Consider the following 23,479-nt stretch of genomic DNA (forward strand, 5'->3'; position numbering starts at 1 on the left):
TATTTCCTCTAAGGTTACCTGCGATATTTTGCTTATGGTTGAGGGTGAGTATTTAAGTTCAAACACGCTTTCAAGAGCCTGGGCTACTGCTCTTGCACTCATACCAGAGGCAAACATCCCAAGTATTAAGTCTTCAAGATTGATATCTCTTCTTCTATAAGGTTCTATCAACTTTGTTCTGAATTTTCCCTCTCTATCTCTTGGAATTCTCAGATTTTCAAGCTTACCGATAACAGTATCTAAGTTTCTAACGTAAAAGCCGTTCTTTGTTCCTCCATGTTCTTTAAGAAACACTTCTCTTTCAGCCGTCATGATTGACTCTAAGGTTTGCTTTACCACTTCCTTAACTAGGTCTGGTAAAATCTTCTGTAGTTCCATTTTTGCCTCCTGGGGTTGGTATTTGTGGGGTGTTCCCCAGGAGGTTATCCCATTTCTCAAGCTTACACAAAATATCGTACACTACCAGCAGTCTGGCAATAAAAATTATATAAGCTTTTGGCAAGAAGTTGCAAAACAATTTCTGAGAACACAAATGATAAAAATCATACCCCGTTGAAAATTAATTGAAAATGATTATCTTTTAGTTAAAATTGCCTAAGGAGGTGAGGATGGCCGAGTTAACTGAAAAGGAAAAGGCTGTTTTTGAATTCATGAAAGAGAAAGGCAAACCTGTTCGTCCCGGTGATGTTGCAAAAACGCTGGGAATGGAAAGCAAAGAGGTTTCTAAAATTATCAAATCATTAAGAGAGAAGGGGCTCGTAAACTCTCCTAAAAGGTGCTACTACGCCCCTGTTGAAGGTTAATACAAGCACTCAAAAGGATATACACTTTCTAAAATGTGAATACAACCGCTCCGCCGGTTTCGGATAAGAGCCGGCGGATCATTTAAGAAAAGATCCCTGTAAGGAACAGAAAAAAGAGAAGTTTCAAGCTTCTTTTTAAACTTATCTGGAAGCAAACTCTTCCTTCCTTTAACCGCGACCGTGCTTTTACTTTTCCTCCCGACAGCAACTCCCTCTCTAACACCAAAACCTGCCATAAGAAGAGCTTTCCTAACAGGAAGAGAGGAAGAATAGGTAGCAAGCACCCCGCCTTCCTTCACCATTTCCGATATATACTTAAAAAAATCAAGTGTCCACAGCTCAGGATTCACCTTCGGAGAGAAGGGATCGTGAAAAACAACGTCAAAAAAATCCCCAAAATTCCTATAAATTTTCTTTACAACTTCTCTTCCTTCACCTATAAAAACCTTTATCCCAATTTTTCCATCAAAGTAGTTAAGGGTCAAAAAACCATCTTCAAAAGAGCGATTTTTTAAAAGTCCACTCAAAAAAAATTTAAAAGCAGACATATCTCCCCAGTCAAGCTGAAGAGAAGCCTTTATTACTTCAATATCCTTCTCAAAACCGACAATTAAAAGTTTTCCCCCGCATTCAAAAGCAGCCTTAACGGCAGACATGGAATTAAAACCGAGACCAAAGCAGACATCAAGAATCTTTAAATCTCTCTTTTTCAGAGATTCAATAATTTTGCAGGGTTTTATGAATTTTTCTTCAGACTCTCTGAATGCTCCCGCAGTTACAGAATGATAAGGCTCTCCATACTCTTCCGAAAAGAAGGTAGGAGAGCCGTCTGCCGTTATTATTTTTTTTATCATTTTGCCGTAGCTGTTTCTTTACGTTTCTTTGTCTTCGACTTGTGAAGTGCCGTATCAAAAACTTTTTCAACTCTGTCCACAAATAAAAGCTTTAACTGTTTTTTCGCATCTTCAGGAAGCTCTTCCATAACTTCAGCCTTATTCTTTGCAGGGATAATAACAGTCTTCACACCGTATCTTAATGCTGCAAGAATCTTCTCTTTTAAACCTCCAACAGGTAGGACTTTACCACCGAGGGTTATTTCACCTGTCATCGCAACGTTTTTTTTCACTTTTCTGCCAGTTAAAGCTGAAAGCATTGCAGTAGCTATTGTGATACCTGCCGACGGTCCGTCCTTCGGAATGGCTCCGGCAGGAACATGAACATGGATATCTATCTTTGAAAAATCTTTATCTATACCGTAGTTTTCAGCATGTGCCCTGATAAATCCGAGAGCAGCTTGAGCAGACTCTTTCATAACATCACCAAGCCTTCCCGTAAGAATAAGCTTTCCAGTTCCCGGTGTTACTATTGCTTCCACAAACAGAACATCTCCACCGGCAGCCGTCCAGGCAAGGCCCGTAACAACTCCTACTTCATCTTCTCCAAGTTCCATTTCAGGAATAAACTTCGGAGCTCCTAAAATCTCCTCTACACGTTTCTTCGTAATAACGTACTTTTTCTCTTTACCTTCACTTATCCATAAAGCCACTTTCCTGCAAACAGCAGCTATCTTTCTGTCAAGATTCCTTACACCGGCTTCCTTCGTGTAGTGCCTTATTATGTGAATAACCGCATCATCTCTAAACTGTATGTCTTTCGTTGTTAAAGCATGGTTTTTAACTTGCTTGGGAATAATGTATTTTTTAGCTATGTTAAGTTTCTCATCTTCCGTATATCCCGGAATGTTAATGACTTCAAGCCTGTCATAGAGAGGCTCAGGAATGGTGTAAGGCGTATTAGCCGTTGCTATAAAAAGCACCTCCGAAAGGTCAAAAGGCTGATTTATGTAGTTATCCACAAATTCCTTATTCTGCTCAGGATCCAGAACCTCAAGAAGTGCTGCCGCAGGATCACCCCTAAAATCAGATGACATCTTATCTATTTCATCAAGAAGAATCACAGGATTTTTTGTCCCAGCCTTTCTCAATGCCTGAATAATCTTGCCGGGCATGGCTCCGACATAGGTTCTTCTGTGTCCACGAATCTCTGCTTCATCCCTTACACCACCGAGAGATATCCTAACAAACTTCCTACCCATAGCCCTTGCAATGGAGCGGGCAAGAGAAGTTTTTCCGACACCGGGAGGACCTACAAAGCAGATAGTCGGCTGCTTTATGGAATGAGACTTTTTCTTCCTCTTCTTCATGAGAGCCTTTACGGCCAGAAACTCAAGAATTCTGTTCTTTACCTTTTCAAGGTCGTAATGATCTTCATCAAGAATTTTCTTAGCTCTCTCAATATCAAGTTTATCTCTTGAACGCTTTGACCAGGGAAGCTCTATCATCCACTCTATGTAAGTTCTCAAAACGGCGGCTTCCGCAGATTCAGGATGCATCTTTTCAAGTCTTGAAAGCTCTTTTAAAACAGCCTCTTCTACCTCTTCCGGCATTTTGGCTTTTTTAATTTTCTCCTTATACTCTTCTATCTCTTTGCTTTTCTCTTCTTCCTCTCCAAGCTCTCTCCTTATAGCCCGAAGTTGCTGCCTTAAAAAGTATTCTCTCTGCTCCTTCTCCATAGATTCACGAGCTTTTGTCCGTATAAGCTCCTGTATTTCAAGAACCCGCATCTCATGCTCAAGCTTTTTACTTACCTTTTTAAGCCTTTCAACAGGATCAACAGTGGCAAGAAGATCTGCCGCTTCTTCCGTTGTAAGTTCTATCTGCCCTGCAATCAAATCTGCCAGTCTTCCTGGATCTTCAATGCTCCGTAAAATTGCCACCATATCAGGAGGGATCTGTTTACCAAGAGCAACAATCCTTTCTATCTGATCCTTCACAAGTTTTATAAGTGCTTCTTCTTCTAAATTTTCAGCAACAAACTCTGGCTCTTCTATGTGTTCTATCTCTGCTTCAAAATGGTCATCAACCAATTTAAGCTTCTTAACTTTCGCTCTTCCAAGACCTTGAACCAGAATTTTTACCCTGCCGTCAGTCATTTTCATCGCTTTTAAAATAACGGCAACGGTTCCTATATCATAAAGATCTTCTCTTTTTGGCTCTTCAATATCCTTATCTCTCTGCGTTGCAAGAAATATCAGCTTATGTTCCTTTAATGACTCTTCTACAGCTCTCAAAGAAAAAGGTCTTCCCACAAAGAGAGGTGCTATCATCATTGGAAAAACAACAACATCTCGGAGAGGAAGTACCGGAAGCCTTTCTGGAAGCTTTGGTTCACTCATCGGCATGATTCCTTCAGCCATTCTTTTCACCTCTCGCTTTCAATTTTTCTTCCATATAATTTATTATAGAATCTCTAAGATCATCCCTCATAAGGGCAAAATCTATTGTGGCTTTAAGAAAACCGAGTTTAGAACCTGTATCATATCTGTTACCTTTCATAACTCTTGCATAAACAGCTTCTCTCATAGAAAGTCTGACTATTGCATCGGTTAGCTGAATCTCATTTCCCTTTCCCGGCGGAGTGTGTCTCAACATATCAAAAATAGTGGAAGTAAGTATATACCTTCCTGTAATAGCAAGGTTTGAAGGAGCTTCAGAAACTGACGGTTTCTCAACGAGCTTATCTACTTTAATAACGTTTTCTTCAACTTCGTGACCGGAAACAATTCCGTAGTTTGAAACTTCCTCTTCTGGAACATGCTGAACTCCTAAAACCGAACATCTGTAACGGTCGTATGTTTCCATTAACTGTTTTATGGCTGGTGTTTCTGAAACCATTATGTCATCACCAAGAAGAACGGCAAACGGTTCGTTTCCAACAGCCGGTTCCGCAGTTAAAATAGCATGTCCAAGTCCAAGAGGTTCTTTCTGTCTAACATAAATAATTTCCGCAAGGTTGGTTATTTCTCTCACCATTTTCAGAAGTTCTATTTTTCCTTTTTTTTCAAGAGCCGTTTCAAGTTCAAAATTACTGTCAAAATGGTCTTCAATGGCTCTCTTATGTTTACCCGTAACAAAAACAATCTGATTTATACCAGCTCTTACAGCCTCTTCAACGATATACTGAATAACCGGTTTATCAACAAGCGGAAGCATCTCCTTAGGCTGAGCTTTTGTAGCCGGAAGGAACCTTGTTCCGAGTCCTGCAACAGGAATAACCGCCTTTCTTATAGCTGTCATTTTACCTCCCATTCAAATCGTCTGGCGAATATACACTTTAGATATCTTGACTCCGGAATCTGTAAAACAAAAGGATGATCTTTAGCCTGATACGTTGTGTATAAAATTCTTAACGGTGTTCTTGTATCAAGAGCCGCAGACAAAAGTATTTCCTCAAGTATCGGCGGGGTAATATGGTGGGAACAGGAACAAACCACTATTTTTCCACCGGGCTTCAACATTTTCAGGCCGCGTAAAAACAGCTCCTTATAACCCCTTTTTGCCTGTTCAACAACCGTTCTACTCTTTGCAAAAGCAGGAGGATCTATAACTATTGAATCAAACATTTCTCCATTTTTCTGCATCTTCTTTAAAATTTTAAAACAGTCTCCTTTGACAAAGGTGAACTTTTCAGCGACATCATTTATCTCTGCATTTTCCCTTGCAAGCTCAAGGGCAAGTTCAGAACTATCAACCGCAACAACACTATCTGCTTTACCGATCACAGCCGCATGAATGCCAAATCCTCCTAAGTGACAGAATGCATCAAGAACACGATCGCCTTCATCAACAAACTCCCTGGCAAAAAGTAGTTTATTTTCCCTTTGATCTAAAAAATATCCTGTTTTCTGACCGCCAATTATTTGAACGTTAAACTTTATCCCGTTTTCAAGAACCGTAACCTTCTCAGGAACCGTGCCATATAGCGTCTGCTCGCACAACAAAAGTCCCTCAAGTTCTCGCGTTTGAACGGTGGATTTTTCATATATTCCTTTTGGCTTCACAACTTCAACCAAAGCCTTAATCACAAGTGGCTTCAAAATCTCCATGCCTAACGTTGTAAACTGAGCAACCAGATATCCGTCGTAATTATCCACTATCAAGCCGGGCAAATAGTCAGCTTCTGAGTGAATAAGACGAAAAGCCGTGGTTTCCATAATTCCAGAAAGCAATTTCTTACGATAAGCAAACGCCTCTTTAACTCTTCTGACAAAAAACTCAAAGTCTATTTCTTCATCTTTTCTGTAGGTTAAAACCCTTATGGCTATGTAAGAATCAGGATTTATATAGCCCTTTGCAAGAAACGCCCCTTTATAGTCTCTTACTATGCATATTTCTCCCGGTTTTGGTCGCCGGGAGTAAGAGAGAATATCTTTCTTATATATCCAGGGATGAAAGCCCTTTACTCTCTTTTCTCTTCCTCTTTTTATCGAAACCTGTAACATGGACAAACCTCATTGGTAATTTTATGGAACTTTTAAGAAATTTTCTAAAAGCCTCGTTATAACGTATGTTACTTGAAATTATATCAGTTGCCACAGAACGTATTTCATCGCTTATTTCCATTACCTTAAACATTGAGGTTCTAAATCTAAAGAAAAGACGCCTCAAGAATAGAGCCCACTTGAATTCGGCAATAAAACTATCTAAAAACTTTTTATATTCAACTGCTACTGCAACTTTATCATCAAAGTATTCCAGAATAAGTTGAGATGCTTTTTTAGCACTTAAGGCAGCAAAGTAAATACCTTCTCCGGTAAAAGGATCTACCATTGATGCTGCATCACCGGTAAGAAGTATTCCTTCCTCTCCTGAATAGAGACGACCGTCAAAAACAGGTATAAATGCTCCGCCTTTTGATATAATCTTGCCTCTAATCCCGTACTTTTTATTAAATTTGAGATTGATATCTTCCAAATTCCTCGCCTTTAAAAGGGAAAAATCACCAAACCCTGTAGTGTAAAAATCACCTTTCGGAAAAATCCAATAATACCCTGACTTAAAATCTGAAAAATCTACCAGGGCAGATTCTTTAGTATCAGATTCAACATCTATCTCGTATGTCAAAGCTCTCTTTAAATCAACACCACACACTTTTGAAGTTATTCCATTAACACCGTCAGCACCTATAACAAATCTGGCTCTGTAAAAACCTTTTTCTGTTTCTATCCTAATAAAACTCTTTTTCTTTCACTATGGCTACTACTTTTTCCCCATCATGAATTACTGCATCGGAAATAGTCCCATATAAAAAACCATCAAAACTTTTTCTGTCAACAAAAAAGATAAAAGGATTTTTCGACATTGTTTCAATAACTTTTTTCCCATTAACAAGGTAAAGTCTGTGAGCCCTCCCTTTTATAACAGGAGTAATATCACCAAAGATTTCGGTAAGAAGGTTACAGCATTTTAAAGTTACCCCGCCGCCGCATAACTTCTTTCGCGGAAAGGTGAAAGAATCAAAAGCAATAACTTTCAGACCGCTGCCCTCCAGAACTTTAGCAGCACAGCAGCCTGCAACACCAAGTCCTATAATAGCAACATCAAAGTCGCTAATCTCTCCTCCCCTATTGTTAAATTCCCCTGTAATCTGCTATCAGTTTAGCAAACTCACGGAAAAGATACCTTGAATCGTGAGGTCCTGGAGAACTTTCCGGGTGATACTGAACGGTAAAAAGTGGCTTTGACTTATGTTTCAAACCTTCAACAGTTTTATCATTAAGACTGTAATGTGTTACCTCAAGCTCATCAGGAAGCGTCCTATCATCAACGGCGAAACCGTGATTTTGTGCTGTTATCTCTACTTTACCATTTTTAAGGTTCTTAACAGGTTGATTAGCACCTCTATGGCCAAATTTCAGCTTATAGGTTTTCGCACCCAGAGCAAGAGCTGTCAACTGATGACCAAGACATATACCAAAAATCGGTTTTTTAAAAGTTGCTATAAGATAACGAATTGTTTCTATTGCATAATCAACAGCGGCCGGATCACCGGGACCGCATGATAGAAATATCCCATCTGGATTATATTTCAGTATATCTTCAGGCGGTGTCTGAGCAGGAACGACAACCGGTTTTATACCAACATCAACAAGATTCCTCAAAATATTTTTCCTGATACCAAAATCAAGAACTACAACGCTGTATTTAAAGTTTTTAACTTCTGGATAACCTTCTTCTAATCTCCAGGTCCCCCGGCTCCACTCGTAAGGTTCTTTGCAGGTTACAACATCAACAAGATTCTGTCCTTCCATAGGGGGAATACTTCTGGCCTTTTCTACCAGCGATTCAGGATTCAGATCAACTGTTGAGATTACACCCCTCATCGTACCAACATCTCTCAATCTTTTAACCAAGGCTCTCGTATCTATCTCCGCAATTCCAACGACACCATATTTCTTGAGATAATCTTCAAATGAAAATTCTGCCCGCCAGTTAGAATAAATCTCAGAAATCTCCTTAACAACAAAACCTTCAGCCTGTGGCTTATCCGATTCAACATCTTCATTGTTGGCACCTACATTTCCAATGAGAGGACAGGTCATTGTAACTATCTGACCTTTGAATGAAGGATCCGTTACAATTTCCTGATAACCTGTCATACTGGTTGTAAAAACCACTTCACCGGAGACCTCACCTTCAGCGCCAAAATTAATACCTTCAAAATAAGTTCCATCTTCAAGAGCAAGAATTGCACTCTTTCTATTTAACATAACCTCTCTCCGCAGCATAGATTATAATTGTCACAATTAGTTTACCAAAATTTATGGAGGAACAATGAAGAAACTGCTGTTTATAATCGCCATTTTAAGCGGAATGATCATCTATGGTTGCAACATTGAAGCCGGGAAGCCCCTTATAGTTTCAAGTCTGCCTGTATGGAAAAACGTTGCAGAATACTTAGGAGGCAGAGATTTTAATTACTATTCCATACTGAAAGGAGGCGAATCTCCCCACGGCTATGAAATGAAACCTTCTGACATTGCAGAGCTGAAGAAAGCAAAATTGATAATCATACACGGTCTTGGAATGGATAACTGGATACTCAAAGGAGTAGAAGACAAAAAAAAGATATTCAACATAGGAAAGTTGCTCTCTAAAAAGTACCCTTTTATAAAGAAACCTGGTTACCACATATGGACAAACCCTGTGCTAATGGAAGATGTCTATTTTGAAACCGCTAACAGGTTAAGCCAGTTCTACCCGAAAAAGAAAACCTATTACGAAAAAAGAGCGGACGACTATGCTGCCATGATAGAACAACTTTTATCAAGAGTTAACAACTGTATATCCCGACTTAAGAACAAAAAAGTAATCGCCTTTCACCCTGTTTGGAAACCACTATTTGAAACTATCGGAGTAAAATGCATCGGTTATATTGTTGACAATCCAGAAGAAGAACCAAAGCCTGAAAGAATCAAAGAGCTTATAAACAAAGGTAAAAAAGAAGGTGTAAAAGTTGTCATTGCCGAAAAGGGAGAACCGGGAACGCTTGTTAAAGAAATAGCCTCAGAAATCGGAGCGAAAGTTATCGTCCTTAATCCTATACCCGATGAAGACTATGTAGTTGCTCTAAGCAACTGGTGCAACAAAATATGTAACGCTCTCAAGGAGGTAAACGGACAATGATTTTAATGATAGATAACTATGACTCTTTTACATACAATGTCGTTCAGTATTTTGGAACACTTGGTGCAGATATTACAGTTAAAAGAAATGATAAGACAACTCTTGAGGAAATTGAAAAATTAAACCCCGACGCGATTGTGATTTCACCGGGACCTTGCACACCTAAAGAAGCAGGCATATCCGTAGAAGTAATTAAAAATTTTGCCGGCAAATTGCCCATACTTGGTATTTGCCTCGGACATCAATCAATAGGTTATGCCTTCGGTGCTGAAATAGTAAGGGCTAAAAAGCTCATGCACGGAAAAGCCTCTCTAATAGAACATGACGGGAAATATCTGTTTGAAGGAATGAAAAATCCGTTTTCAGCAATAAGATACCATTCCCTTGTAATAAACAGAAAAACTTTACCAGAAGAATTTGAAATAACTGCAGAAAGCAAAGACGACAAAGAGATAATGGGCATAAGGCATAAAAATTTTCCTTTATTTGGTGTCCAGTTTCATCCCGAATCCATACTTACAGAAGAAGGATTGAAACTAATAGAAAACTTCTTAAAACAAATTTAAAAGATGAAGTTGTATTCACATATCAAAAAAGCACCTGAATATTTTATTGTTGAAGAGTTACCTCGCCTGGAAATTGCAAGTGACGGGAAATACGATGTATTTTTGCTCCAAAAAAGAAACACATCTACTCTGGAAGCAGTAAGAATAATATCGAAACTTCTAAAGATTCCATTGAAAACCATAGGCTTTGCCGGTCTTAAAGATAAATACGCGGTAACGACCCAATACATAACACTACCTTCCGGTACTATATCTGAAGAAGAAATACAATTTGTTAATAACGGTAGGTGGCAGATCGGAAAAGAAAGAAAAAACTCATTTTTTAAAATAAAATTCCTTGGAAGAACAAATCGTCCCTTATCTCTCGGGGAAATAGAAGGAAATAAATTCACTATAAAAGTTCGAAATTTTGAAAAATCAATGCGAGAAAAGTTTTACCGAAATTTTCAAACAATAAAGCTTTACGGATTTCCCAACTATTTCGGAGAACAGAGATTCGGAAGTGTTAAAAGCAGAGATGATTTTGTTCTAAGATATCTTTTGAAGGGAAATTTTGAAGAAGCTTTAAAAGTTTACTTCTTAGGAAAAGAGAAAATAAATGTTATTACCAGCTGGCAAAATATTTATAAAATTTTAAAACCAACCCTTGAGGAATATGAAAAAGATTTACTAAAAGGACTCATAAGAGGATTGCCGGCAGAAAAAGCCTTTAGAATACTTCCTAAAAACATACGCATAATGTTTAATTTCGCATTTCAAAGTTATTTGTTCAACCGTTTCCTTGGGGAATATATAAAACAGAAGTATCCGCATATTCAAATACCCTTTATCAACAACTGGAAACTATACTTTTATACTGAAGTCGAAGATTTCGAGAAATTAAAAGGCTTAAAAATTCCATACATAGGATATGAATTCCCACCCGAAGATCCATTGTTGAGGAAAATAATCAGAAAAATATTCAAAGAGGAAAAAATAGACCCTGCAACTTTCAATACAGAAATAGCAGGAATAAAAGTAATGACTGACGGAGAGAGAAAAGCTATCGTAATACCAAAAAACTTTAAGATAATTTCAAAAACTAAAAAAGAGGTAACACTTGAATTTATACTACCACTCGGTGCCTATGCCACAATACTTTTAAGAAATTTACTTGCAGTCTGAGGTGGAAAATGGTCTCAATAGGATATATCGAAATAAAACTTTACATCCCGTACAGCCACTCTCTAAAGGAAAAAAAAATGGTAATTAAACGTATCAAGGAAAGAATCAGAAACAAATTTAACGTATCAGTTGCAGAAATAGACGCTCATGACAAGTGGCAAACATCCGTCATAGCAGTAGTAACTGTATCCACATCTTCCAGTAAAGCTGACGAAACACTAGAAAAGGTTGTCGGATTTATAGAAAAACTATTTCCAGGAATTATTGAAAGCTATCACAAAGGAATAATGTAAGCACAGGAAACCCTGTGCTTACCATTCTATAGATAACGCTCCAGTGTATCTTCTATCTGCATCCTGACCTGCGTATGCTCCCACTTCCTCTGCATAGGTGGCAAATTGAAGATTAACAACACCGATTCTAAAATCTGTTCCAAATGTAGGATATCCTTCATAAAGACCGGTTCTAACAATCCAGGAAGCGAACTTGTTATCCCACACTTTAACTTCTGCTCCCAACCTTATTCTTTTGCCCCAATCATCATCAATACCATTATTACGTGTAATATCAACTATATCAAATGCAAACACCGGTTCTTTAAACAATCCTCCGAATCCTTCAAATTCCGGTTTTAATGCAAAACCCAGATTTACACTCATAGGTACTTTACCTGCATCACCAAAATCAAGATCACCAATATTCAAAACAGAGAAACCAACCTGAGGATGAAGAACATTATCAGGAAATGGATCGTATTCAAGATCAAAATCAAAGGAAAATCCACTACCCGTCTCAAGATAATTGTCTTTAATGTAATCATCAAGATTGTCACTATTAACAACTATTTCTGAAGTGGTAAAGGTATGATCGACACTCTGAGCATACAGAAACTTAGCACCTAAACCGATTTTCAATTTGTCATCAATAAACTTTCTCGCATAACCGCCTATGACTCCTCCGTAAGAATGTTGATGAACTTCTATCAATCCATCAGTCCCCGTACCTTCATGAGTTGCAAAATTTGCCTGAATATTACCAACAAGCGTAAAACCAAAACTTGACGTTTCTCCACCTTTGACGACACCAAGAGCAAGCATCTCTATGTCAAAGTGAAAATTTTCACCAAGATACTTTAAAATTAAATTATTCAAAGCCGTTAACTGCTCGGTATCGTTGTCTATATCAAGGACATCCTGAAGATCATTATAAAAATTTTTAGTTTTAGAAGACGCAGCGACGCCAAGCTTTAAAAGAGTAACTTCAAAACCGGCACTTTGTTTAACATCCGAGAGCCCTGCCGGATTGTAAAAAAGGGAATTTATTGTTCCACCAACAGCCGTATAAGCACCACCCATCCCCATAACAGCAGGGTCTTTGTAGATATACGGATACTCAAAGTTAGCGGCAAAAGCAGAAGCAGCCGTAACAACCGCTATAGATAAAATTGTTAGCTATAGATAAAATTGTTAAAAGCTTTTTCATCTCTAATTCCTCCTCCCTCTTTTATTGTGAAAGATAATCAGCAATGAGCTGTTGAGCTACGGTATCGTTTGCATTTATCTGAATATCCTTTGCCGTATCAAGAGTACTGCTGGTACAGGGCACTCCATCACACAAACATGCAGGCGGATTCGGTTCACAAATATCCCTCTTGATATCAAGCAGACTCTTTTCAACATCCGTATCGTTTGCAATAAGAGCCACTGTAGATGTTCCATTATTAAGGAGATCTACAAGACTATCAGTTACAGTAAGTGTCTCATTATCAGAAACGACAGGACACGGATAACAGCCTACAGTTTCATTTACAGCATCACAAATTGTTCCATTGCCCGCATAACAGAGTCCACTCGTTAAAGCAACAACAGAAGTTGTTCCTGTTCTATCGATAACTTTATAATCAATATGATTACCATCAGAAATACAATTAGAAGTAGCATTAATGAAAAACTTCACAACTTCAAATGTCTTATTAGAATAGCCGAAAGTACCATTATCAACCGGAACATACGCATCACAGTTTGTTGTTACTCCTGCCGCAGCATACTCCAGAGCACTGGCACTAAACTGAGCACTGTCTAAGAAATTATTTTCATCTGTATCCTGCTCACATGTAAGAGTTGCATTATCAGCCCAGCTTTCTATAGCATCAGCCACATCTTCTCCAAGAGTAGATTCAAAAAGAGAAACAAAGGAAGTCGTAGCCTGAGCAAAATCAGCAATTCCTTTAAAGAAACATACATCCTGCTCCATAAGAGAAAGATTTGGACTGCTACAATTAACACTCCCTAAGTTAGAAAGAGCTCTATAGTAATAATCCCTTGATTTAGTAAGATAAAACAACTTCTTGCCACTCTGGCCTTCTGCAATGCTTTTCAAAAATGCTGCCAGAGGATCACTATCATCACTACTTTCAAGAACATCAGTCACAAGACTCGGTATGTCATAACCAGCTTTACCCAAATATGCAGCTCCAAGGTTAATATTTCTCTCTACCGGATCAAAAGCATCCTTACATTCACCGTTAAGGAGATTTATAGCTTCATCATAATTTTGCTTATCCAGAGTCTGAGTAACCTTATATTCACACTTCGGTGCTGTCCTGATTACTTATCGCTTCCATACCGTTACAACCGAAAACGGAAACAAGACTGACAAGCACCGATAAAAACAGAAGCTTTCTCATAATAGCCCCCTATGAAAATTTTATAATTCAAATCTATTTTATCATAAAAATTGCAACATTTAAACAACTCAACAAGTCTCTCCTAGTTCACCACATTGACTTTTATTAGATATTTATCTAAATTATAAATAATCCTAAAAGGAGGCATGAGATGAAAGACGTGCTTGGAAGAGAAATCAAAGACTTATCTGAAGAATTATGGTGGACAGTAAAAAGAAAAGAGATAGAATGGTATCCTACAATAAATTACGAAAAGTGCATCGGTTGCGGAATATGTTTTATAACATGCGGAGGGAAAAAAGTTTTTGACTGGGATATCGAAAAAAACAGACCCATAGTTGCCAGACCTTTCAACTGCATGGTAGGCTGCACAACATGCAAAACGCTATGCCCCGTAGATGCAATTTTATTCCCTGATAAAACCTTCATAAGAAAACTCATAAAAGAGCTCAATATTCTGCAAAAAGCAAAAGAAAGAATAGAAAAAGCCGTATCAGCACAAAATGGCTAAAAACGCCTATTCACAAGTATTTTCACAGGGGAGCTATTGTCCCCTTTCCCAAAACTTATAATCTTTAAAATATGTTAAAATTCTTTCCTCAACGTTAAGCTAATTCAATCCAGGAGGAGAGGTTATGAAAAAACTTTTAAACACCTTTTTTCTACTTGCTTTTTCCCTCTTCTTCGTAACTTCAGCACAGGCCAAAGATTTCATATTCGGTGTTCTCCTGGTTGGCCCATATAATGACCACGGATGGAGTCAGGCTCACTACGAAGCTGCGAAAGAGGTGGAAAAGGAACTCAAAGGCGTAAAAATGATTTACATCGATAAAGTAAACCCTGCCGACCGTCCGGGAATTACAATCCCGGAACTTGTTGACGACCTCATAGACAAAGGAGCAAAACTTATCATTGCAAACTCTGACGATATGAAAGATGGCATCAAAGAAGCAGCTTTAGAACATCCTGACATCTACTTTGTTCACATTTCAGGAGACGATGCACTAACTGGAAAAGCACCTAAAAATCTTTCCAACCTCATGGGGAAAATGATCTACGGAAAGATGATGGCCGGATTTGTGGCTGCTATGACAACAAAAACAGGAAAAATTGGATATCTCGGTCCTCTTATCAACGATGAAACGAGAAGGCTTGCAGTTTCTGCATACCTTGGTGCAAGATATGCATGGGTAAATGTACTCCACAAAAATCCTTCAAAACTTCATTTCAGAGTAAACTGGATAGGTTTCTGGTTCAATATTCCAGGCGTAACAGCAGATCCAACACAGGTAAGTCAGAATTTCTTTGATAACGGTTATGATGTTGTTATTTCAGGTATAGATACTACAGAAGCTTTAGTAGTAGCAGGACAACTAAGAAAGCAAGGTAAAAAGGTATGGGCAATTCCTTACGATTATAAAGGCGCATGTTCAATAGCTCCGGATGCATGTCTTGGTGTTCCTTACTTTAACTGGAAACCTGGTTACAAGCATTTTGTAGAAATGGCAAAAAGCGGTCACTGGAAACAGGAATGGCTCTGGATGGAACCTTACTGGAAAAACATAAATGATCCTGACAGAAGTGCCGTAGGATTTATTCCAGGCCCCGCAATGAAACCTGAAGTAAAAAGAGCTTTAAATAACTTTATAAAAGGCCTCGCTTCAGGTAAAATACAACTTTTCAAAGGACCACTTTACTATCAGGACGGAAGCATATTCCTCAAACCTGGACAGGTGGCTTCAGAAAAGCAGATATGGTATATGAAACAACTGCTTAAAGGTATGGAAGGACAGAGCGCCTCAAAATAAGCAGAGTAAGGTGCAAAAGTGGAAATACGTTTTGAAAACGTTCATAAATATTTTGGTTCTGTTCACGCGAACAAAGGTATCTCGTTAACGGTAAAGGCAGGAACGATTCACGGAATAATAGGAGAAAACGGAGCCGGCAAAAGTACTCTCATGAAGATACTTGCCGGCTTCATTTCCAAGTCATCAGGTAAGATATTTGTTGACGGAAAAGAAGTCGACTTCCAGTCTCCAGCTGAAGCCACAGAAGCCGGTATCGGTATGCTTTATCAGGAACCCTGTGATTTTCCCGCAATGACCGTATTGGAAAACTTCATAGCCGGAGTTGGGAAAGAATGGAAACTCAACGAAGGAAAATACAAAAAACTTTTAGAGGAAAAGAGCAAAATTCTCGGATTTTCCATAGACCCGGACAAACCGGTGGGACTTTTAACCGTTGGCGAAAGACAACAACTTGAAATAGTAAGGCTTTTAGCCTTTGGCGTTAAAACGTTAATTCTTGACGAACCGACAACAGGTATATCCAAAGAACAAAAAAAAATACTATTTGAAGCACTCAAAAAATTAGCAGTGGAAGGAAAATCAATAATTATTATCTCCCACAAACTAAAAGATATAGAAGCTATATGTGACAGAGTTACAGTTTTAAGAAGCGGCGAAGTTGCAGGCCACATGGATGCTCCATTTGATAGAGAAAAACTTTTAACACTCATGTTCGGCAGTAAACCACCAGAAATAAAAACAGATAAAATAGAGCCCGGGGAAACACTCATAAAATTCGACAATGTTTATGCCCACGGAGGCAGAGCAGGTCTTAAAAACTGTTCTTTTGAAGCCAGAGAAAAAGAAATAATAGGGCTTGCAGGCCTTGAAGGTAGTGGTCAGGAAGTATTTTTAAGAGTAGCTGCCGGTCTAACAAAACCTTATCGCGGAAAGGTAAAAAGAAACAAAAAGTTTTTTAAAAGAAAATTTCATAAAACAATATTCCTGCCAGCTTCAAGACTTGAAGAAGGTCTGTTTCCCTCTTTGTCTCTTCTTGAACATTACGGAATAGCTTTCTTTAAAAAGTATTTCATAATCCCCTGGACAGAAGTAAGCAAAAAAGGGAAAGCACTTATTAAAAAATTCAAGATAAAAGGAAGATTGTTTGATAAAGCTGCATCACTATCAGGTGGAAATCAGCAAAGACTTCTAATATCTTTGATTGATCCAGAAACCAAACTGCTCCTTTTAGAACAACCAACACGCGGCCTTGATACGGAATCTGCAATATGGGTATGGGAGCACTTTAAAGAATTTACAGACAAAGGTGCTACAATCATTTTTAGCTCTCCCGATCTCGATGAAATATTTTCCGTAGCGACAAGAATTCTTGTATTTTTAAATGGAAAAGTTGTTCTTGATAAAAAGAAGGAAGAAACAACACCTGAAGAAGTGGCAGCAGCAATAGCAGGAAACATTAAAAGGAGTGTAAGACTTGAAAGATAAAGTTTTAAAACCAATTACAAGATGGTTTATAGTCATCGGCTCCGTATTTGTGATAATCACTCTGCTTCTTTATGCAATAAAAGTTAATCCGTTTGAAGTTTACAAACTGCTGATAGAAGGTTCTTTAGGGTCCAAATACAGAATCGCAAGAGTATTAAATGTCTGGATTCCCCTTGTCCTCTGCTCTTGTGGATTACTTTACACCTTTTCTCTCGGATTGTGGAACATTGGAATAGAAGGTCAAATAATGTTAGGAGCAATAGGTGCAACTGCTGCTTTTAAATGGTTTTACCCGTCCTTTCCTTCTCTATACGTAATGGTTTTAGGTTTTCTCTTCGCAATAATTGCAGGAGGATTATGGGCACTTTTTGCAGGTATTTTAAAAACAAAAGGTGGTGTAAACGAAATTTTTGCCGGTCTGGGACTTAACTTCGTTGCTCAAGGATTAATCCTATGGTTAATATTCGGACCATGGAAGCGACCGGGAATTGCGTCAATGAGTGGAACTGAACCTTTTAACAGACATTTATGGCTATCCACACTGAAAGGATTTAGAGTATCCCCTGTAGCTCTTGCCATTGCAGTATCTGTTTTTATAGCAACCGTTTTCATTTTTAAATATACAAAGTGGGGACTGTTTTTCAAAGCCATAGGAGACAATCCAACAGCTGGAACTCTTTTTGGCATCTCTGTTAACAAATACAGCCTTTTTGCCATGTTTCTTGCCGGTGCGTGTGCAGGAATAGCAGGATTTTTCCAGACAGCCGGTGTTTATCATAGACTAATTCCTGCCATATCCAGCAACTACGGTTATCTGGCTTTACTTATTGTAATGCTTGCGAATTTCAGTTATTGGCCAGTTCCTTTTATTGCATTCTTTTTCGCATGTTTAAATGTTGGAAGTATTCAGCTTCCCATGGTTTTAAATATCGATTCTTCTCTTAGTGGAATTATCCAGGGACTTTCCGTCCTTGTTTTCTTATGCGTTTACAACTTTCAAAAATTAAAGGAGAACTCGTTAGAATGAGTGCTGAATTTCCGGTTATAGCAGCCACAGTAGTGGGAGGAGCCGCTCCGTTAGTATTTGCAGCTTTAGGTGAAACTATCACAGAAAGAGGCGGAATTATCAATCTATCTCTGGACGGCTCAATACTTTTATCGGCAATGACCGGATTCGCAATAGCCTACAAAACGGGAAGCGTATTTTTAGGATTTCTTTCCGCAGGCATAATAGGAGCATTAATAGCCGCTGTTGTAGCCTCATCTACACTTTTTCTACGTGTTTCTCAGGTAGCAGTCGGTTTCGTTCTGGCTTTAATGTGCAGAGATTTAGCATACTTTCTCGGAAATCCTTACAGCAGGATTCAAGGACCTCAACTTGCCTATACACCTATTCCATTTCTCGAAAAAATTCCCATAATAGGGAAAATTTTCTTTCAACAAAACATAATGGTATATGGAAGCTATATCCTGATATTCGCTGTATGGTTTTTCCTGTATAAAACCAGATGGGGATTAATGCTACGCTGTGCGGGAGAAAATCCAGAAGCAGCCTACATCAGAGGCATTCCGGTAGAAAAGTTAAAATTCTGGTTTACAGTTCTTGGTGGATTTTTTGTTGGAATTGCCGGAGCTTTATATTCTCTGTCCGTAAAACCAGGGTGGGGAAGGCCTCAAGGAGCAGAAGGTACGGGTTGGATAGCTCTGGCAATAGTTATATTCGGAGGATGGGAACCAATAAAAGTAGCTCTCGGTGCTTATCTTTTCAGTTTTCTTCAGGCAATGGGAATAGTTTTACAGGATAAATTTTCATCAGTCCCTGCTCAGGTATTCCAGGTAGCCCCCTTCCCGTTAATGATTTTCACGCTGCTCTTTATAAATTACTTTAACCGAAAAGAGATTCAGGAAAAAGCTCTTACAAATCCTGTGCTTAAAATACTTTCCAGAATTCTCAAAGCCAATCCTCCTGCCTCTCTGGGCAAAGTTTTTTACAGAAATTAACGTTTTTTAAACCTGGAATTGAAAAGAAGATAAAGCTGAACTGCTCCGTTTAACATAAAAAGCAGACAAAATGCCTGAACAAGGCTTGCATAAGCTTCATCTTTCTTTTCTTCTTTTCTCTGAAATTCCAGCTGCTTTTTATAACAACCTATCAACTCTGGATTTGCTGCCGTCTTTTGAAGATACTCTATTTTCTTTTCCGTCTGAGGTGGCACTTTAACAGGTAAATATCTGGTTGAAAACATCAAAGCAGCAGCTCCTATAAAAGTTAAAATACTTGTTACCATTAATCCCAGATCGTATCTTTTATTTTCCTTTATCATTCAAATCACTCCTTTTGTGGAAGGAACAGAATCTTTCAATTTCTCATCAATTGAAACTGCCTCTTTTAAACTCTTTGCCACTGCTTTAAACGAAGCCTCAACAATATGATGCAAATTAAGGCCGTAAAACAGATTGAGATGGAGATTACACTTTAAAGAGAAAGAAAAGGACTTCCAGAACTCTCTCCATAGATCAAACTCGATACCGTTTAAAATTTTCATCTCGGGGAAATTATTGTAAACAAAGTAAGGCCTTCCTGAAAGGTCAACAGCCGTCATTACCAACGTTTCATCCATTGGAAGGAGAAAACTTCCATATCTCTTAATACCTTTTTTATCTCCTAGTGCTCTTCTAAATGCCTCTCCGAGAACAATTCCAACATCTTCTATAAGATGATGATGATCAACATCAACATCCCCTGTAGCCGTGATCTCAAGATCAAAACTCCCATGTTTTGCAAACAGCTCAAGCATATGGGAAAGGAAAGGAATATCTGTTTTTACACTATATTTACCTTCACCATCAAGATTTAGCTTTAGTCTTATATCTGTTTCTGCTGTCTTTCGTTTAATCTCTGCCTTTCTCAAAATTTCCTCCCTGAATTAGAAAATACCTGTTTCCATCTGATTTCACAACACCTTCTGCTTCAAGTTCAAACAGAAGTGTAATTACTTCACAATAAGGCAATCCGCTCTCAGCAACTATTTTATCAATGTGAGCATCTCCTTTCAAAAGAACATCAACTATTGGTTGAAATTTCTCATCAATTTCTCTTTGATAAGCCTTATCTCTTCTCTTTCTCAAATAAGGAATCTCCTCAAAAATATCTTCAAATTCAACAAGTGGTACAGCTCCCTCTTTTAAAAGCTTATTACTGCCTTTGCTAAATACAGAATCAATGTTGGCAGGAACTGCAAAAACGTCTCTTCCCTCATCAAGGGCGAAACCAGCAGTAATCAAAGCTCCGCTGTTTTCATTAGCTTCGACAACCACAGTAGCAACAGAAAGACCACTTATTATCCTATTTCTCCTTGGAAAATTCTCTCGTGAAGGTGAAGTGCCAAAGGGAAACTCAGAAATTAAAGCGCCACCTGAATCTACAATTATTTCTCTTAAACTGCTATTACCAGAAGGATAGTTAACATCTATTCCACAACCTAAAACAGCATAGGTAACGCCCTTTGACTCTACTGCCCCTTTATGGGCAGCAGTATCTATACCGTAAGCCAAACCGCTAATTACAGGCACACCGTTAGAACTTAAAAAAGATGCAAGCTGATAAGCTATCTTCCTGCCGTAAGAAGAACATCTCCTTGATCCCACAATAGAAACAGCCATACTATTATTAAAATCAAGTTTTCCTTTCACATACAAAACCGGCGGCGGTGACGATATCTTTTTCAAAATTGGCGGATACCCCTTCCCTGTGAGAGGAAACAATTTTACACCAAGCTTTTCAGCTGTTTTAATCTCCTTTTCTGCTCGTAGAAGTTCTCCTTTTAAATCCAACCCTTCTGCTTTAGAAGCCGCTTCAAAACTTCCATATTTATCAATAAACTTTTTTATCGTCTTTAATCCGATTCCTTTTTTAAAGTAAAAAGCAAGTGCATAAAGAGTTTCCATAATACAACTTCCTACTTAGTAGTAATATGAAAAACACCATTCCAATCTTCAGGAGGATTTTGGAGAAGTATTTTACATCTTCTGCTCATTTCCGCTGCCGGTTGAAAATTTTTAAGACTATTAAAAACGCAAATAGCTTCTTCAAACATTCCATTCTTATATAAAGAAAGCCCTTTTTCATAAACATACTTTATTTGCTCTGCATTTTCAGATTTCTCAAGAAAAGTGTATACTCTAATCGGCTTCTCTTTACCTTTTACAGTTACACTGTCAATTTCAAGAGGAAAAAAGGATAAAGAAGAGAAATTAACCTTATCAACACTATTTTCGGAAGCCAGAATACTCGTACCATATATCTTGTTTAATCCTTCTATTCTTGAAGCAAGATTAACCGTATCACCTATTGCAGTGTAATCAAATCTTTGATTAGAACCCATATTACCTACAACTGCTTCACCTGTATTGATTCCTACACCTATCTTCACAGAAGGAAAGCCTTTTTTCTTGAGAATTTTATTTAACCCTTCCAGCTTTTTCACCATTTCCCATCCAGAAAGGATAGCTTTTTCCGCATGTCCACCAACATTTAATGGAGCATTCCATATAGCCATTATGGCATCACCTATGTACTTATCAAGAGTTCCGTTATTTTTTAAGATTATATCTGTTAAAGGAGTAAAAACCATATTTAAAAGTTCAACCAGTTTCTCAGGTTTAAGATTCTCCGAAATAGTAGTAAATCCTCTTATATCTGCAAAAAGTACAGAAATTTCTCTTTTTTCTCCTCCTAATTTCAATTTCTCCGGATGCTGAATCAAGATATTCAAAAGAGACGGAGAAACATAAGTACCAAACATACTCTTTATCAATCTTGCTTCTCTACTTTTCTTCGCTATAAAGAAAATCTCTTTTAGTGCAACAAATAGCATAACAAACAGTAGAATAAAAAACATATTCGGGAAATAAATTCCAAAAACGTAAATAGCAACGCTTACCAATAACAGAATAGCAAGAAGAACAATATAAATTAAAACCCTATAATAGATGTTTTCAAAACTATAGAAAACAATAACAACAAATACTCCCCCAACAATTATAAAAATTAAATCATAATACATATTAGGAAACACAAAATCATTTTTTAAAAAATTAGAAATAAATGTAAAATGAAACATCGGTCCAGGAATATAACCTATAGGCGAAGGCTTTATATCTGTCACTCCCGCTTCTGAAACACCCACTATAACAATTTTATCTTTCAGTTTCGATACGGGAATTTTTCCATCATACAGGTCCACGAAAGAAAATGTTCTATAATAGTAATCTCTCAATGAATAAAAATTAAGTAAAACTTTATCAATCGGTAGCTTTTTCCCGACCGCATAAATATAACGTGTTGTTACTCTAAAATCTCTTCCAAAATAAAGCCTAAGTGCTTGAAGTCCCAAGGAAGGATAAACATTACCTTCAAAAATCGACAATAATGGATAATGTCTTATTATTCCATCTTCATCTGACTCTACATTTAAAGTTCCAGAGAGGAAACAACTTTCGATCACAGGTTCAATATTCGCCTCTATATATTGATACATGGGAACTTTCAACTTTTCAGGCACTCTTAAAAAAGCTGAATCAGACAAAACATCAATAACTTCATCAGAAGGATTCTCAGTAGCACTTCCTCTCATAAAAAAACCGCAAACAACATTTCCAAGCCCATTTATCGTATCTGAAAGTTTGGCATCAGATGAAGGAACAGTTGATTCTGAAAAAACCATATCAAGAGCAATCACCTTAGCCCCTTTAAGCTTTTCAAGACCATGAGCAATGATACACCTACTCCAGGGCCATCTTCCAAATCTATTCACACTTTTCTCATCTATAAGAATTAACACTACTTTATCAGAAGGCTTCGAATGGTTAAAAGCGTAAAACATATCCATAACACGGAGAGAAAATGAATAAAAAGGAGGAACTTTAAAATAATAAACAAAAAGAATAATTCCCAAAGATATAAAGAAAAAAAGAACGGTAGTGTACGATATTTTGTGTAAGCTTGAGAAATGGGATAACCTCCTGGGGAACACCCCACAAATACCAACCCCAGGAGGCAAAAATGGAACTACAGAAGATTTTACCAGACCTAGTTAAGGAAGTGGTAAAGCAAACCTTAGAGTCAATCATGACGGCTGAAAGAGAAGTGTTTCTTAAAGAACATGGAGGAACAAAGAACGGCTTTTACGTTAGAAACTTAGATACTGTTATCGGTAAGCTTGAAAATCTGAGAATTCCAAGAGATAGAGAGGGAAAATTCAGAACAAAGTTGATAGAACCTTATAGAAGAAGAGATATCAATCTTGAAGACTTAATACTTGGGATGTTTGCCTCTGGTATGAGTGCAAGAGCAGTAGCCCAGGCTCTTGAAAGCGTGTTTGAACTTAAATACTCACCCTCAACCATAAGCAAAATATCGCAGGTAACCTTAGAGGAAATA

The 23,479-nt window shown here is 37.9% G+C and carries 24 protein-coding genes; 11 read left to right on the forward strand and 13 right to left on the reverse strand.

What is annotated here, in order from left to right:
- Positions 1-438: transposase (locus BLW93_RS06485; RefSeq protein WP_245791970.1), on the reverse strand; the 438-nt coding region annotated here is incomplete at its 3' end.
- A gap of 170 nt (positions 439-608) precedes the next feature.
- On the opposite strand from BLW93_RS06485, the gene BLW93_RS06490 reads away from it, so the two are divergent.
- Entirely contained in the window at positions 609-803 is a 195-nt protein-coding gene (locus tag BLW93_RS06490; RefSeq protein WP_144444021.1) for a helix-turn-helix domain-containing protein, read from the forward strand.
- Here the strand turns inward: BLW93_RS06490 and BLW93_RS06495 are convergent.
- The 6 genes from BLW93_RS06495 to carA form a co-directional block, all read right to left on the reverse strand.
- Positions 800-1,657, reverse strand: a complete 858-nt coding sequence (locus tag BLW93_RS06495) for a tRNA (5-methylaminomethyl-2-thiouridine)(34)-methyltransferase MnmD (protein WP_245792002.1) — start codon at positions 1,655-1,657, stop codon at positions 800-802. The two genes, BLW93_RS06490 and BLW93_RS06495, sit on opposite strands and share 4 nt — an antisense overlap.
- Positions 1,654-4,059: an endopeptidase La gene (gene lon / locus BLW93_RS06500; RefSeq protein ID WP_076713280.1), complete on the reverse strand. Its 2,406-nt coding sequence runs from the start codon at positions 4,057-4,059 to the stop codon at positions 1,654-1,656. The genes BLW93_RS06495 and lon overlap by 4 nt, the downstream gene beginning before the upstream one ends.
- On the reverse strand, positions 4,052-4,939 hold the full coding sequence (gene galU / locus BLW93_RS06505) for a UTP--glucose-1-phosphate uridylyltransferase GalU (RefSeq protein WP_076713281.1): 888 nt from the start codon (positions 4,937-4,939) through the stop codon (positions 4,052-4,054). Before galU ends, lon begins: the two co-directional genes overlap by 8 nt.
- Complete coding sequence (locus BLW93_RS06510; RefSeq protein ID WP_076713282.1) at positions 4,936-6,144, reverse strand: class I SAM-dependent rRNA methyltransferase; 1,209 nt, start codon at positions 6,142-6,144, stop codon at positions 4,936-4,938. Before BLW93_RS06510 ends, galU begins: the two co-directional genes overlap by 4 nt.
- Positions 6,077-6,766: a geranylgeranyl reductase family protein gene (locus tag BLW93_RS06515; protein WP_076713283.1), complete on the reverse strand. Its 690-nt coding sequence runs from the start codon at positions 6,764-6,766 to the stop codon at positions 6,077-6,079. Before BLW93_RS06515 ends, BLW93_RS06510 begins: the two co-directional genes overlap by 68 nt.
- A 506-nt stretch (positions 6,767-7,272) precedes the next feature.
- Positions 7,273-8,412: a glutamine-hydrolyzing carbamoyl-phosphate synthase small subunit gene (carA, locus tag BLW93_RS06520; RefSeq protein WP_076713284.1), complete on the reverse strand. Its 1,140-nt coding sequence runs from the start codon at positions 8,410-8,412 to the stop codon at positions 7,273-7,275.
- Between the two features lie 64 nt (positions 8,413-8,476).
- On the opposite strand from carA, the gene BLW93_RS06525 reads away from it, so the two are divergent.
- From BLW93_RS06525 to BLW93_RS06540, 4 genes are read left to right on the forward strand one after another with little or no spacing between them, the layout of a single operon-like run.
- On the forward strand, positions 8,477-9,328 hold the full coding sequence (locus tag BLW93_RS06525; protein ID WP_076713285.1) for a metal ABC transporter substrate-binding protein: 852 nt from the start codon (positions 8,477-8,479) through the stop codon (positions 9,326-9,328).
- A complete protein-coding gene (locus BLW93_RS06530; protein ID WP_076713286.1) occupies positions 9,325-9,894 on the forward strand; it encodes an anthranilate synthase component II in 570 nt (189 codons plus the stop codon). Before BLW93_RS06525 ends, BLW93_RS06530 begins: the two co-directional genes overlap by 4 nt.
- Before the next feature lie 3 nt (positions 9,895-9,897).
- A complete protein-coding gene (truD, locus tag BLW93_RS06535) occupies positions 9,898-11,058 on the forward strand; it encodes a tRNA pseudouridine(13) synthase TruD (RefSeq protein ID WP_076713287.1) in 1,161 nt (386 codons plus the stop codon).
- Between the two features lie 8 nt (positions 11,059-11,066).
- Entirely contained in the window at positions 11,067-11,351 is a 285-nt protein-coding gene (locus BLW93_RS06540; RefSeq protein ID WP_076713288.1) for a DUF503 domain-containing protein, read from the forward strand.
- A gap of 18 nt (positions 11,352-11,369) precedes the next feature.
- On the opposite strand, the gene BLW93_RS06545 is transcribed toward BLW93_RS06540, so the two are convergent.
- Complete coding sequence (locus BLW93_RS06545; protein ID WP_144444023.1) at positions 11,370-12,413, reverse strand: PorV/PorQ family protein; 1,044 nt, start codon at positions 12,411-12,413, stop codon at positions 11,370-11,372.
- 148 nt (positions 12,414-12,561) lie between these two features.
- Entirely contained in the window at positions 12,562-13,521 is a 960-nt protein-coding gene (locus tag BLW93_RS06550) for a hypothetical protein (RefSeq protein ID WP_076713290.1), read from the reverse strand.
- A 374-nt stretch (positions 13,522-13,895) separates the two neighbouring features.
- Here BLW93_RS06550 and BLW93_RS06555 point away from each other — a divergent pair, with 374 nt between their 5' ends.
- The 5 genes from BLW93_RS06555 (at position 13,896) to BLW93_RS06575 (ending at position 19,038) form a co-directional block, all read left to right on the forward strand.
- Positions 13,896-14,255 carry a 4Fe-4S dicluster domain-containing protein gene (locus BLW93_RS06555; protein WP_076713291.1) on the forward strand — a complete coding sequence of 120 codons (360 nt, stop codon included), beginning with the start codon at positions 13,896-13,898 and terminating at the stop codon, positions 14,253-14,255.
- 124 nt (positions 14,256-14,379) lie between these two features.
- Positions 14,380-15,552, forward strand: coding sequence for a BMP family lipoprotein (locus tag BLW93_RS06560; RefSeq protein ID WP_076713292.1), 1,173 nt, complete (start codon positions 14,380-14,382; stop codon positions 15,550-15,552).
- Between the two features lie 18 nt (positions 15,553-15,570).
- Complete coding sequence (locus BLW93_RS06565; protein WP_078058189.1) at positions 15,571-17,037, forward strand: ABC transporter ATP-binding protein; 1,467 nt, start codon at positions 15,571-15,573, stop codon at positions 17,035-17,037.
- The gene (locus BLW93_RS06570) at positions 17,027-18,064 is read left to right on the forward strand and encodes an ABC transporter permease (protein WP_076713293.1); all 1,038 of its coding nucleotides are present in this window, start codon (positions 17,027-17,029) and stop codon (positions 18,062-18,064) included. The genes BLW93_RS06565 and BLW93_RS06570 overlap by 11 nt, the downstream gene beginning before the upstream one ends.
- Positions 18,061-19,038 (forward strand): ABC transporter permease, encoded by a 978-nt coding sequence (locus BLW93_RS06575; RefSeq protein WP_076713294.1) that lies wholly within the window; start codon positions 18,061-18,063, stop codon positions 19,036-19,038. The genes BLW93_RS06570 and BLW93_RS06575 overlap by 4 nt, the downstream gene beginning before the upstream one ends.
- Here BLW93_RS06575 and BLW93_RS06580 read toward each other — a convergent pair.
- Genes BLW93_RS06580 through BLW93_RS06595 form a run of 4 tightly spaced genes read right to left on the reverse strand, consistent with a single transcriptional unit; the run spans position 19,035 to position 23,072 of the window.
- Positions 19,035-19,361, reverse strand: a complete 327-nt coding sequence (locus BLW93_RS06580) for a hypothetical protein (RefSeq protein WP_076713295.1) — start codon at positions 19,359-19,361, stop codon at positions 19,035-19,037. The genes BLW93_RS06575 and BLW93_RS06580 overlap by 4 nt on opposite strands.
- On the reverse strand, positions 19,362-19,949 hold the full coding sequence (gene hisB, locus BLW93_RS06585) for an imidazoleglycerol-phosphate dehydratase HisB (protein ID WP_076713296.1): 588 nt from the start codon (positions 19,947-19,949) through the stop codon (positions 19,362-19,364).
- Complete coding sequence (dprA, locus tag BLW93_RS06590) at positions 19,930-20,985, reverse strand: DNA-processing protein DprA (RefSeq protein WP_076713297.1); 1,056 nt, start codon at positions 20,983-20,985, stop codon at positions 19,930-19,932. Before dprA ends, hisB begins: the two co-directional genes overlap by 20 nt.
- An 11-nt stretch (positions 20,986-20,996) precedes the next feature.
- Positions 20,997-23,072 (reverse strand): adenylate/guanylate cyclase domain-containing protein, encoded by a 2,076-nt coding sequence (locus BLW93_RS06595; protein ID WP_076713298.1) that lies wholly within the window; start codon positions 23,070-23,072, stop codon positions 20,997-20,999.
- Between BLW93_RS06595 and BLW93_RS06600 the strand changes: the two genes are divergently transcribed.
- Positions 23,042-23,479, forward strand: a 438-nt coding sequence (locus tag BLW93_RS06600; protein ID WP_245791970.1) for a transposase, incomplete at its 3' end; no start/stop codon positions are given. The genes BLW93_RS06595 and BLW93_RS06600 overlap by 31 nt on opposite strands.

The organism is Desulfurobacterium indicum, from assembly GCF_001968985.1.
Taxonomy (GTDB): Bacteria; Aquificota; Aquificia; order Desulfurobacteriales; family Desulfurobacteriaceae; genus Desulfurobacterium_A; species Desulfurobacterium_A indicum.